This window comes from Pseudomonas sp. SG20056 (genome assembly GCF_031764535.1).
Taxonomy (GTDB): domain Bacteria; phylum Pseudomonadota; class Gammaproteobacteria; order Pseudomonadales; family Pseudomonadaceae; genus Aquipseudomonas.
The window spans coordinates 3546690-3558911 of record NZ_CP134499.1 but is presented as its reverse complement, the minus strand read 5'-3'; the positions used below and the strand labels follow the sequence as shown (position 1 = coordinate 3558911).

Here is a 12222-nt window from a genome sequence, read left to right as displayed (position 1 = left end):
TCAAAGACCTGTGTCAGGCGTGGCGGTGGTCATCGGTAGGCGCAGGGTGAAGCAGGTGCCCTGGCCGGCTGTGGACTGCACTTCCATCTGCCCTTTGTGGTTGTTGGTGATGATGAAATATGACACCGACAGCCCGAGCCCGGTGCCCTGGCCGACTTCCTTGGTGGTGAAGAACGGCTCGAAGATGCGCTTGCGCACCGATTCGGGCATGCCGACGCCATTGTCTTCCACCTGGATCTCCGCCCAGGGCGGCGCCAGGCGCACGCGCAGGGTGATTTGTCCGGGCGTTGTGCTGTCGTTGCGCTGATGGATGGCCTGGGCGGCATTTTTCAGCAGGTTGAGCAGCACCTGCTCCAGCTCGTTGGCGGTAGCGGGCACGGCAGGCAGGTCGGTGGCGAACTCGCGCTGGATGGTCAGGCTCTTGAAGTCGAAACTCTCGGTCAGGTCGAAGTCATTGCTGGCGATCTCGACTGCCTGATCAACCAGCGCCGGCAATTGGCATGGCGCGAGCTGGCGGTCGCTGCGACGGCTGAAGTTGAGCATATGGCTGACGATCTTCGCCGCGCGGCTGCCGGCCTGCTGGATGCCGTCGAGCAGGCGTGGGATCTCCCGGGCATGCAGGTAGCGGTCGATGCCTTCCAGGCAGATACCGGCTTGTTCGGCCTGTTCGCGGTTTTTTTCCAGCTCCGGTGACAGGCGTCGGCGGATGTTCTGCACGTTATGCAGGATGGCCCCCAGCGGGTTGTTGATCTCGTGTGCCATGCCGGCGGCCAGGCCGCCGACCGAGAGCATCTTCTCCGACTGCACCATCATTTCTTCCAGGTTCAGACGCTGGGTGATGTCGTCGACTCGGATCACTACGCCGCGGCCGCTGCCACCCATCAACGGGTAGAAGGTCAGTGCGAAGTGGCGCGGCTGCTCGTTGCTGCCCCAGGTGACCCGCTCGATCTTTTCCACCTGATGCTGCTCGACAGTGCGCCTTAGCTGCGGCAGGTAAGGCTTGAGCGGCGGGAAGGCGAGGAAGATCGGCTGGTTCAGCGCTTCGTCCAGGCGGGTGCCGGAAAGGCTGCTGGCTTCTTGGTTCCACTGGGTGACGTAGAGCTGTTCGTCGAGGGCGATCAGCGCCGAGGGCATGGAGTCGATGATGCTGTTGAGGTACTTCTGAAAGCCGGTGAGTTTCTTCTCGATCTTGCTGCGCACCTGCACTTCCAGCTCCAGCTTGCGGTTGGAGTGGCGGGTTTCCTCGGCCAGGTGCTGAGCCTGGTCGAAGGCTTCCTGGGCGTCATCACGGGCACGTTTGAGCTGCTGCTCACGGGCTTCGATGCGCACCAGCATGGTGTTGAAGGCATCGGCCAGGCTGCCGATCTCGTCACGGTTGCCGCGGCGTGCGCGCAGGGCATAGTTCTCTTCGCGGGTGACCTGGCGCGAAAGCTCTTCCAGGCGGCGGATCGGCCGGGTGATCAGGCGGCGAACCTGGCGCGAGACGATCAGCCAGAGCACCACACTCAGGGCAAGAATCACCAGACTGGCGGTCAGGGTGCCGGTGTAGAACACCCCCGGCAGTTCGCTGGAAGCCACCAGTAGCAGATGCCCGGGGTTGCCTGTGGCTTGCGGCAGTTCGACCAGCTGGTTGATGCGAAACTCGCTATGGCGCCAGGCCGCCACCTCTTCGACGCGCTGCGGCAGCTGCAGTTTGGTGCCGCGCTGCAGCTGCGCCAGGTTCAGGCCGTCGGCGTCATAGATCACGGCCGCACGCAGCGGAGCGTAGTCATCCAGGCGCCTGAGCAAGGCTTCGGCGGCGGCAGGGGAACTCAGCGCTTCCTTGCTCAGTGGTGGGCTGGCAATCAGCCGGCCGAGGGTGTGCAGGGCCTGGGGGGCCACACTTTCTTGGGAGATCCAGTAGGCCGCGCTGATAAAGGCCAGGTTGGCCACCATCAGTACAGTGGCGAGCAAAGCCAGTAGGGCGACCAGCAGCTTGCGACCGACCGGTAGGTTTTCAAGGCGCTGACGCAGAGGCATGGCGGGCTGTCGCGGTGGTGGAAGTGCAGGCAGGTTAACGCGGGCCTCAGTGGCTGGGCAATCCGCGCGCGTTGAGGTGGGCCAGCAGTTGGCTGTGCAGCGCCTGTAGATGTGGCAGCACCAGTTGGTGGCGTTGCGCGGCGTTACAGGCGTAACCCAGCAGGTAGGCGATTTCCGTGCGGCGGCCCTGGCTGACATCCTGGTGCATGGAGGAATAGTTGGCGGCAGTCGCCAGAATCACCCGTTGCACTTCGTCGTGTAGGTCTTCGGCGGCCGCGCTTTGGCCGCAGCGGTGCAGCAACTCGCTCAGCTCGCTGCACAGGCAAGCGACCTGCGCCGGGTGTTCGCGTAGCCCGCCATTACGGCAGTCGTGCAGCACGGTCAGTGGGTTGATCGCGCAGTTCAGCGCCAGCTTGCGCCACAGCCGGCTGAGGATATCCAGGCTCCAGTCGTGAACAATGCCGGCTTGGTGCAAGTCTTCCAGCCAGGTTGGCGGTCGCAGCTCAAGCGGGTCGCCGAGCCAGGTGTGGCCGTGGCCGGCAAACACCACCTGAAAATCCGCCTGACGAAACGCGCCTTCGGTGCTGGAGGCAAAGATGTAGCGTGCCAGGGGTGCGGCGCGAGCGACTTCGTCCTGGCTACCCAGGCCATTTTGCAGCAAGAGGATTTCGGCGCCAGGGGCCAGGCGTGGTGCCAGTTGGCTTACGGCAGTGGCGGCGTCATAGGCCTTGCAGGCCAGCAGTAGGCGTTGGATCGGCTCGGGGTGATCGGGTGTTTGCGCGGGGATGGGGTAGTGCTGCGCGTTGCCCTGTTCAATCAGGGTCAGCCCGCCGGCCTGTTGATAGCGGTGCAGACGCGCCGAGTCGCGCAGGATCAACTGCACCGGCAGGCCAGCGCGTGCCAGGCGCGTGGCCCATAGGGTGCCGAGGCTACCGGCGCCGAGGATATGCCACATGCTGAGCGCGGCTTATTGCGGCAAAGACAGGCGCAGGGCGGTCACCAGCCCGGTGCTGTGCGAATCGGGCAATAGCCTGGCTGCGTGCTCGGTGATTTGTTGCGGAGTGATGGGCAGACCTTTTGCATCCAGACCCACCAGGCTGATACCCGCCTTGAGGCTGATAAAGCCTTCGCTGGTCTTGAACGCCTTGAGGTTGATGCCTTCATGCAGGCGCTTGAAGCTGCTCGGCGAGCACTCATGCAGGTCGGTCAGCAGGGTGATCAGGCCGAAGTGGCTTTCGTCCGTGCGCACCAGTACATCCAGTGGCCGTACCAGTTGTTGCAGGCGTCGTGCTACGCCGGTAAGCAGTTCGTTGTAGAAGGCGTCGCCATGCCGCTGGTGCAGCTCATGCATGTCCTGCAGGCCAATCAGCAGGTAGCACAGTGCGCCGCCGCGCGATTCCACCTGGCGCAGGCTGTCGAGCATCTTCTGGTGCAGGTAGCGGTTGTTACCCAGGCCGGTGAGCGGGTCGATCAGGTTGCGCTGTTCCAGGCTGGCGATGTTTTCGGTGAGCAGGCGATTTTCCTGCAGCAGGCGCTGCAGGGTGTTGCACAGGCGGTCGGCGGCGTAGACGCGCGGCACCAGTTGCTCGTTCATCGCTGCCTTGCTGATGAAGTCATCGACGCCGCTGTCGAAGGCTTCACCCAATACGTTTTCGCCTTCCTTGCCGGTGAGCAGGATGACGTAGGTGTAGTGGTGGGCCATTTCATCGAACTGACGCACCTGAACGGTCAGTTCCAGGCCGTTCATCTCCGGCATCAGCCAGTCGGCGAGTAGGACGCTGGCCGGGCGCTGCTCCAGCAGGCTGATGGCTTCGGCGGCGCTGCTGGCAAAACGGAGATCCTGATAGCCCGCCTGGGTCAGGGCGCGCCCGATCATGGCGCTGGAGAACTTGGCGTCATCGACGACCAAAATGCTCAGGTGGGGGTTAGGCATGGGCAGGCTCGCTAGGGGGAAATCACGTGGGCCCGATACTTCGCCGGGCAGTGTGTGTTGCTACCGCTATATAATGGCCGGGTTTTTTTACCGTCAAGCCAGGCGTGTCCCGTTCGTGATGCAGGGCGCGCCGTCTATCTGGAGTAAGCCCATGCCCTCGTTCGACGTGGTGTCCGAGTTGGACAAACATGAAGTTACCAACGCCATCGACAGCGCTATAAAAGAGCTGGATCGTCGTTATGACCTGCGCGGTAAAGGTAGCTTTGAGCTGAAAGAGCTGACTGTCAACCTGACAGCTGATGCGGATTTTCAGTTGGAGCAGATGGTTGAGATTCTCAAGCTCTGCCTGGTCAAACGCAAGATTGACGTACAGTGCCTGGAGTTCAAGGACGCCTACGCGTCTGGCAAGAGCGTCAAGCAGGAAGTGATCCTGCGTGAAGGGATTGAGAAGGACCTGGCGAAGAAGATCGTCGCGCACATCAAGGACATCAAACTCAAGGTGCAGGCTGCCATTCAGGGCGAGCAGGTACGTATTACCGGCAAGAAGCGTGATGATCTGCAGGAAGCGATTGCCGCCTTGCGTGCCAAGGACTTCGGCATGCCGTTGCAGTTCAACAACTTTCGCGATTGATGCGTGGGCGTTGAACCTTGCCGCCGTAAAGGCGTCGCAACGGTGTTGGTGCAGTAAAACCGCCACGGCTTGCCGTGGCGTTTTATTTTCAAAGGTCTACAAGGATTAACAGATGGATATGAACGTCGAACAACTGGTGAAGATGTCAGAAGCCTGGCTGCCTGTGGTGCTCGAATACAGCGGCAAGCTGACCCTGGCCTTGATCACCATGCTGATCGGTTGGTGGCTGATCAGCAAACTCACCGGCAGCATTGGCCGTTTGCTCAATATGCGTCAGGTCGACCGCGCGCTGAGCAGTTTTATCTGCAGCCTGGCCGGTATCGTGCTGAAGGTGTTGCTGCTGGTCAGCGTGGCCTCGATGATCGGCGTGGAAACCACTTCCTTTATCGCGGTGATCGGTGCTGCCGGTTTGGCCATTGGCCTGGCCTTGCAGGGCAGCCTGGCGAACTTCGCTGGCGGGGTATTGATCATGCTGTTTCGCCCGTTTCGTGCTGGCGACTGGATTGAGGCGCAGGGCGTTTCGGGCAGTGTCGACAGCATCCAGATTTTCCATACCACGCTGAAAACCGCGGATAACAAAGTGGTGATCGTGCCCAACGGCAGTCTGTCGAACGGCCATATCACCAACTATTCGCGCGAATCCACGCGCCGTGTCGATATCAACCTGGGAATCGATTACTCAAGCGACATCAAGCAAGCCCGCGAAGTGTTGCTGGATATCGCCAGGGATCCACGGGTGCACCAGAACCCGGCGCCTGTAGTGTTTGTTACCGGGCTGGGCGACAGCGCAATCAATCTGTCACTGCGCATCTGGGTGGCGACGCCGGATTTCTGGCCTGTGACTTTCGCCTTCACCGAGCAGGCCAAGGATCGCCTCAGCGAGGCGGGCATCGGCATCCCATTCCCGCAGCGGGTGGTGCATCTGGTGCAGCAACCCACTGTCTGAAGGAACGCCGAGTTAGCGACTGGTGGCGTTGTAGAGCGTTTTGAAACTGCGGCCCATCGCCAGCTGGTAGTGGTTGATCAGGCTTTGCCAGTCGGCCTGATCCCACGGCGAATGGCGCCGCAGTTGCAGCATGTCGTGCAACGCGGCTTGCTTGCTGGTCAGGCGACGGCGGCATTTCTCGAGGTCGAGCAGTGCTACCTCGGGAGTCAGCGTCTGTCCTTCGTCGTTGATGCGGACAAAGATATGTTTGATATAGATGCAGCCGTGCTGCCAGCGCGCGGTGTGCAAACTCGCCAGGCTTTGCGCTACTTTCTGCAGCACTTGTTGGTGCAGTGCTTCGCCGTACCGCTCGCGGCCATTGCCTGCGTACCAGTCATCAATAGGTTGAAAACCGTCCAGTGCCTTGGTCACTAGCAAGGCGCGCCATCCCTGGGCGTTATGTTCCGCCGCGCAGTAGATGATCTCTGGGACGGTTACTCCCGCCTTGCGAGCGCCGAGCAGTGCATCGCGTTCGCGTAACACAGTGGGACGGCCAAAGGGATGGAGCAGGCTGCGGTGGATATGCCCGGTCTGACGCTTGGCATAGAGCAGCGTGTCGTCCTTCCAGATGCGCTGAACGCCGCTGTAACCGCCGCGGCGGTCGTTGGGCTCTTCGACCCATTCTCCCTGGATCTGCCACCAGCTTTCGAGGCTGGCTGGGCTAAATAAGCTGCTGACGTTACTGAATGCTACGGTCATGGTCTGCCCTTTTGCGGATAGCAGGGTAGAGCAAGACTCTTGCCAGTTTGTTCAGTCAGGCTGCTCTGCGGCGTTAGTCGCGTTGGCATCGCTGGTCTGCGGTCGTTCGCGGCGCCATTGCAGAATGATCAGCAGCAGTGTCGGAATACCCAGCAAGGCGGTGACCAGGAAGAACTGGGCGTAGCCGAACTTCTCCACCATTACCCCTGAGTAGCCGCCAATCAGGCGCGGCAGTAGCAGCATGATCGAGCTGAGCAAGGCGTACTGGGTGGCGGAGAACTTCAGGTTGGTCAGGCTCGACAGGTAGGCGACGAACGCCGCTGTGGCCAAGCCTGCGCTGAAGTTGTCGGCGGAAATGGTCACGATCAGCATCTGCAGGTCTGCGCCCATGCCGGTAAGCATAAGGAACAGCAGATTGGTCGCCGCCGAGGCTGCGCCACCGATAAAAAGGATCGGCAGAATACCGAAGCGCACGATCAGCAGGCCGCCAAAGCCTGCACCAATCAGGGTCATGACCAAACCGAAGAGCTTACTGACGCTGGCAATCTGATCCTTGGTAAAGCCTTGGTCGATGTAGAACACGTTGGCCATCACGCCCATCACGGTGTCCGACATGCGGTAGGTGGCAATCAACCCGAGCAGCAGAAAGGCCTGCCAGCGGTAACGCACGATAAAGTCGTTGACTGGCGTCAGCACCGGCGCCAGGCCGCGGCGACCCATGGTGGACAGGCAAAGGCTGGTGAGGATGGTGTAGAGCAGGGCGCGCAGGAAGGCGCGGTCTTCCAGTAGCAGGTCAAGCATGCTGGCTTCGCCGTTGATCACGCTGGCGAAGTCGGTGTTATAGAACTGGGTAAACATCGCCGGTACCGATACCAGCAACACAATCAGTACCAGTACCGAGGCGATCTGGTGGCTAAAGCCATAACGCGCCGCGGCCAGTTGCGTGCGCAGTGGCACATCCGGCTCGCGCATCCACAGGCTGGTCAGCAGGCCCGGCAACATCAGCAGGGCAAACAGCAGGTAGGTGCCGGCCCATGCGCCGTGCTGATAGAGCAGGGCGGTGGAGCCAAAGCCTTCGGCGAAATACAGCGCGCCGGCGGTGGCCAGCAGGGCGGCGACGCGGTAGCCGGCCATATAGCTGGCGGCCAGCGCGGCCTGGCGGGTGTCGTCGACGATTTCCAGGCGGTAGGCATCAACGGCGATGTCCTGGGTGGCCGAAGCGAAGGCCACCAGCACGGCCAGGGAAATCAGCCAGGTCAGATGGGTTTGCGGGTCACACAGGGCCATACCAGCGAGGCCGATGGCGATCAGGATCTGAGATAGCACCAACCAGGAGCGTCGGCGGCCCAGTTTGCCCAGCAGCGGCAGTCGCCACTGATCAAGCAGCGGCGACCAGACCCATTTGAAGGCATATGCCAGGCCGATCAGGCTGGCAAAACCAATGGTGTCGCGGGCCACGCCGGCTTCGCGTAACCAGACAGACAGGGTGGAGAACACCAGCATATAGGGCAGGCCAGCGGCGAACCCTAGAAGCAGCAGCACCAAGGTTGAGGGGCTGGAGTAGGCAGCAATGGCATCACGCCAGCTTTTACGGGGCATTGAAGGGGTATCAGCCTGAGATTGACCTAATAAAGGGCGCACTCTACCCGCTGTGCTCCATTGGGCGCCAGCCATAGCGCGGCATATCCACCCGATCGTTATGGATTTGCACGCCTTCCTCACGTAAACGACTGCGTTGTTCTGTGCCGGAGAGGCTGCCAGCCGGCAAGCTGAGGCGGCCACCGGCAGCAATTACCCGGTGCCAGGGCAGGGTGCTGCCGTCCGGTAGCTGGCTGAGGGTGCGCCCGACCCAGCGCGCGGCACGACCCAGGCCTGCGTATGCAGCCAGTTGCCCGTAACTCACCACGCATCCGGCCGGAATCTGCGCCAGCACCGCATAAAGTGCCGTGCGACGCTCGACCTGGCTTGCTGTTGGCTGGCCTGGCGCGGCATGCTTCGGCACCTGTTCTGGCTCGTTATCCGGCTTTCCCATCATGCTGCTACGTACTCTGTTGTGCTTTCTGGTTCTTGCTCTGGCCACGCCTGCGTGGGCGGACACGGTGTGGTTGAACAATGGTGACCGTCTGAGCGGTGAGATAGTTCTGCTCGATGGCGGCAAACTGGCCTTGAAAACCAAGTACGCCGGCCAGGTGCTGATTGCCTGGAAGGATATCGACACCCTGCGCTCGGAGAAACCCTTGCTGATGCGCCGCCAGGGCCTCGATAGCGAGCACAGTAACCAGCTGGAAGCTGCAGGCAAGGGCATGGTGCGGGTGGTCAGCGACAACACGCAAACCGTGCCGCTCTCCAGTATCAAGCGTCTGATCCCACCGCGCCCGGTACTGCAGGACCGCTTCTGGGAAGGCAATCTGGACGCCAAACTGGATATGAAGCGCGACGACAACGACACCGACGAGTGGAAGCTCAAAAGCAATACGCGTGTGGAGCACGGCCGTTGGCGTCACGTGTTGGCCGGTGAGCTGGAACGCAAGGTCAAGAATGACGCTAAGACCGCCGACAACTGGCAGCTGGAATACGACCTCGACCGCTTTATCACGGATCACTGGTTCTGGCGGGTGGGGGCTGAGCAGGACGAGGATGAGTTTGCCTTTTTTACTCGCCAGCGTTCGCTGGGCACCGGGCCGGGTTATCGCTTCTGGGATAACGAACTGGGCCGGCTGGATGTGATCGGCCAGTTCAATCGCCTGCAATTGGAGTCCAGTGAGGCTGAGCGGTCGTTCAATACCTACTCGCTTGCCTTGGATTACAAACGTCTGCTGTGGGGTACCCGTCTGGAGTTTTACAGCACAGCCGAGCTGCAATTGCCTGCGATAGAAGAGATTGACTACGTGCTTGACAGTGAAATAGGCCTGCGCTACCGGCTGACAGATTGGGCGCGCCTATCGCTGCTGTATGAGTTGGATCAGGCGCGTGGGCTCGGGCAAACCAGCAGTGAGCGCCGCTATCTGTTGGGTGTAGGGGTCGGCTGGTAGGCCACGTAATGATGAACTCGCGGTGATTCTGTCGGTCAGTGCTTGCTCTGGCGTCGTGCTTACGGATAATGCGCGACCTTCCGCGAACCCGAAGTAGACAATTCATCCCTATGTTTTCCAGAACCCTGCTGTGCCTGGCCCTTTCTGTGGCTGCTACCTCCGTGTTGGCGGATACCGTCTGGCTGAAGAACGGCGACCGCCTGACCGGCAAGATCAAGTTCTACGACGGTGGCAAGCTGTTGCTGGCGACCGACTACGGCGGTGCGATTGCCCTCGACTGGAGCAAGATCGCCACTCTGGAAAGCGACCAGGAACTGCTGATCAAGGAAAATGCCATCGCCGGTGAGCGCGCCAAGTCCCTGCAGCCGGCCGAGCCGGGCAAGGTGATCCTGGCCAATGGCGATGCGCCCAAGACCATCGAACTGGCCAGCATCAAGCAGATCCTCAAGCCCAAGCCATTGGTCGAGGATTTGGTCTGGAAGGGCAATATCGATGCGGCGCTGGACTACAAACGTGCCGAGCGCGACACCGACGACTACGACGTCAGCCTCAAGACTCAGGCGCGCCACGGTCTCTGGCGGCATAACGCGCAAGCCGACTACAACCGCGAGTTCCAGGACGATGTGGTCACCACTGACAACTGGAGCGCCGAATACGCCCTCGACCGCTTCCTGACCGAGAAGTGGTTCTGGCAGGGGCGCTTCGAGTACAAACGTGACATGGTCGAAGAGCTTGAGCGTCAGCGCACCGTGGGTACCGGTCCGGGTTACCAGTTCTGGGATAACGAGCTGGGCGCCTTCTCGGTGGCCAGCCTGCTTAACCGTACCGACTACGAGTACAGCAATGGTGAGAGCGACAACTTCTACGCCGCGAGCCTGAAGTGGGATTACAACCGCTACCTGGTCGGCAAGAGTGTCGAACTGTTCAGCGATGGCGAGGTGGGTAAGCCGCTGGCCAACGCAGCGGACTACACCCTGGATGCCGCCGTGGGTCTGCGTTACAAACTGACCGATTGGGCTTCGCTGAATATGAAGGCCGAGAAGGACCTGGTCAGCGGTGCAGAAGGCGAGCTGGATGAAACCCGTTATAGCCTGGGTTTTGGCGTGGGTTGGTAAGTATTTGGCCGTCGATCTGCTGCGCGTCGGCCCTGCTGCGTTAAAAACAGGCTCGGAATGCTCATGTACAACAGTACACTCCGCTTCCTCGCCTGTTTTTGCCTTGCAGGTCTCTAGCTCGCTAGATCTTGAAAAATTAAAAGCAAAAAAAGCCCCGCATTGCGGGGCTTTTTGTTTGCAGCGTGTCGATCTAGCCGATCAGAGACGCAGGCCGCCATCCAGCTCCAGGATGCGACCGGTGTAGTAGTCGTTTTCCAGGATATAGGCCACCGAGTGAGCGATCTCGGCGGGTTTGCCCATGCGGCGCAGTGGGATGACTGAGGTCATGCGCTCCAGCGCTTCCGGTTTCATGCTGGCAACCATTTCGGTTTCGATAAAACCCGGCGCTACGCCCGCGACACGGATGCCGTAACGCGCCAGCTCCTTGGCCCAGACCACGGTGTCGGCAGCGACACCGGCCTTGGCGGCGGAGTAGTTGGCCTGACCGATGTTGCCGGCACGGGAGATGGAGGAGATGTTGATGATCGCGCCTTCGTTCTTCAGCTCGATCATCTTCGCCGCCACTTCACGGGTGCAGAGGAACACGCCGGTGAGGTTGACGTCGATTACCGATTGCCACTGCGCCAGGCTCAGCTTGGTGATTTCGCCATCCTTGACCTTGATAGTCAGGCCGTCGCGCAGGATACCGGCGTTGTTCACCAGGCCATTGAGTGCGCCGAAGTCTTCGGCAATCTGCGCCACGGTCTGGGTCACTTGTTCTTCATTGGCAACGTTGCACAGGTAAGCGCGCGCTTCTACACCCAGCGCCTTGCAAGCCGCCACGGCTTCGTCGAGTTTTTCCTGGTTCAGGTCGACCAGCGCCAGTTTGGCGCCTTTTTCTGCCAGGTATTCGGCCATGGCGCGGCCTAGGCCCTGACAGCCGCCGGTGATGACGATAACTTTGTCTTTGAGTTGCATCGCGAGTCCCCTCAAATGGTGTTGTGTGACCTTGCCGGCGGTTAATCTAGGCGCCTCCCGTTCTGTGACGGAATCTATGCAAGGAGTCATAAGGTGAGCGTGAAAGCCGGCAAGCATGCCCGAGAATTGCTGCTCAAGGAATACCGTGGCGTGCTCAGCACCCATTCCAAAGCCATGCCGGGTTTCCCTTTCGGATCAGTGGTGCCCTATTGCCTGGATGCTGACGGTTATCCGCTGATGCTGATCAGTCGCATCGCCCAGCACACCCACAACCTCAAGCAGGACGGCAAATGCTCGCTGCTGGTGGGGGAGCGTGGGGCGGAAGATGTGCAGGCGGTCGGTCGTCTTACGCTGCTCGCCGAGGCGCGGCAATTAGATGACGAGGCGCAGATTGTTGCGGCTGCGCAGCGCTATTACCGCTATTTCCCGGAGTCGCGCGGCTACCATCAGGCCCACGATTTCGATTTTTGGCGGCTGGAGCCGGTGCGCTGGCGCTACATCGGCGGGTTTGGTGCGATTCACTGGCTGGATCAGGTGGCCCAGACCAACCCCTTTGCCGGCGACAGCGAAATCAGCATGGTTGAACACATGAACAGCGACCATGCCAAGGCTATCGCTCACTATGTCGAGCTGGCAGGTTTACCCCAGTATGCGCCGGCTGAGCTGGTTGGGGTCGACAGTGAGGGCTTTCACCTGCGGATCGGTCAGGGCCTTTATTGGCTGGCCTTTCCAACATCCTGTAACAGTCCGCTGGAGGTGCGCCAGGCCTTGGTGGCACTGGCCCGCGCCGAAGTCTGGCCGACCGACGGTCAGGCTTCAGCTTGAATTCAGCTCAACACCCCATACTTCAG

12 protein-coding genes are annotated in these 12222 nt (G+C 60.7%); 5 read left to right on the top strand and 7 right to left on the bottom strand.

Annotated elements, in window-relative coordinates:
• Genes RHP75_RS16920 through RHP75_RS16910 form a run of 3 tightly spaced genes read right to left on the bottom strand, consistent with a single transcriptional unit; the run spans position 1 to position 3952 of the window.
• Complete coding sequence (locus RHP75_RS16920) at positions 1–2019, bottom strand: ATP-binding protein (protein ID WP_311089220.1); 2019 nt, start codon at positions 2017–2019, stop codon at positions 1–3.
• A 46-nt stretch (positions 2020–2065) separates the two neighbouring features.
• Positions 2066–2974, bottom strand: coding sequence for a putative 2-dehydropantoate 2-reductase (locus RHP75_RS16915; RefSeq protein ID WP_311089219.1), 909 nt, complete (start codon positions 2972–2974; stop codon positions 2066–2068).
• Positions 2975–2986: 12 nt separating this feature from the next.
• Entirely contained in the window at positions 2987–3952 is a 966-nt protein-coding gene (locus RHP75_RS16910) for a response regulator (protein ID WP_311089218.1), read from the bottom strand.
• Positions 3953–4103: 151 nt separating this feature from the next.
• Here RHP75_RS16910 and RHP75_RS16905 point away from each other — a divergent pair, with 151 nt between their 5' ends.
• A complete protein-coding gene (locus RHP75_RS16905) occupies positions 4104–4583 on the top strand; it encodes a YajQ family cyclic di-GMP-binding protein (RefSeq protein ID WP_090382450.1) in 480 nt (159 codons plus the stop codon).
• A 112-nt stretch (positions 4584–4695) separates the two neighbouring features.
• Positions 4696–5529, top strand: coding sequence for a mechanosensitive ion channel domain-containing protein (locus RHP75_RS16900; protein ID WP_311089217.1), 834 nt, complete (start codon positions 4696–4698; stop codon positions 5527–5529).
• 12 nt (positions 5530–5541) lie between these two features.
• Here RHP75_RS16900 and RHP75_RS16895 read toward each other — a convergent pair whose 3' ends face one another.
• Genes RHP75_RS16895 through RHP75_RS16885 form a run of 3 tightly spaced genes read right to left on the bottom strand, consistent with a single transcriptional unit; the run spans position 5542 to position 8299 of the window.
• Entirely contained in the window at positions 5542–6267 is a 726-nt protein-coding gene (locus RHP75_RS16895) for a lipopolysaccharide kinase InaA family protein (protein ID WP_311089216.1), read from the bottom strand.
• A 51-nt stretch (positions 6268–6318) separates the two neighbouring features.
• A complete protein-coding gene (locus RHP75_RS16890; RefSeq protein WP_311089215.1) occupies positions 6319–7866 on the bottom strand; it encodes an AmpG family muropeptide MFS transporter in 1548 nt (515 codons plus the stop codon).
• Positions 7867–7909: 43 nt separating this feature from the next.
• Positions 7910–8299, bottom strand: a complete 390-nt coding sequence (locus RHP75_RS16885) for an MGMT family protein (RefSeq protein ID WP_409079744.1) — start codon at positions 8297–8299, stop codon at positions 7910–7912.
• Between the two features lies 1 nt (position 8300).
• Here RHP75_RS16885 and RHP75_RS16880 point away from each other — a divergent pair, with 1 nt between their 5' ends.
• Together RHP75_RS16880 and RHP75_RS16875 are read left to right on the top strand one after the other, a co-directional pair.
• On the top strand, positions 8301–9299 hold the full coding sequence (locus RHP75_RS16880; RefSeq protein WP_311089213.1) for a DUF481 domain-containing protein: 999 nt from the start codon (positions 8301–8303) through the stop codon (positions 9297–9299).
• A 110-nt stretch (positions 9300–9409) separates the two neighbouring features.
• Positions 9410–10414, top strand: coding sequence for a DUF481 domain-containing protein (locus tag RHP75_RS16875; protein ID WP_311089212.1), 1005 nt, complete (start codon positions 9410–9412; stop codon positions 10412–10414).
• Between the two features lie 198 nt (positions 10415–10612).
• On the opposite strand, the gene RHP75_RS16870 is transcribed toward RHP75_RS16875, so the two are convergent.
• Positions 10613–11371, bottom strand: coding sequence for an SDR family oxidoreductase (locus tag RHP75_RS16870; protein WP_090249064.1), 759 nt, complete (start codon positions 11369–11371; stop codon positions 10613–10615).
• Between the two features lie 93 nt (positions 11372–11464).
• Between RHP75_RS16870 and RHP75_RS16865 the strand changes: the two genes are divergently transcribed.
• On the top strand, positions 11465–12196 hold the full coding sequence (locus RHP75_RS16865; RefSeq protein ID WP_311089211.1) for a DUF2470 domain-containing protein: 732 nt from the start codon (positions 11465–11467) through the stop codon (positions 12194–12196).
• Positions 12197–12222 lie beyond the last annotated feature (26 nt).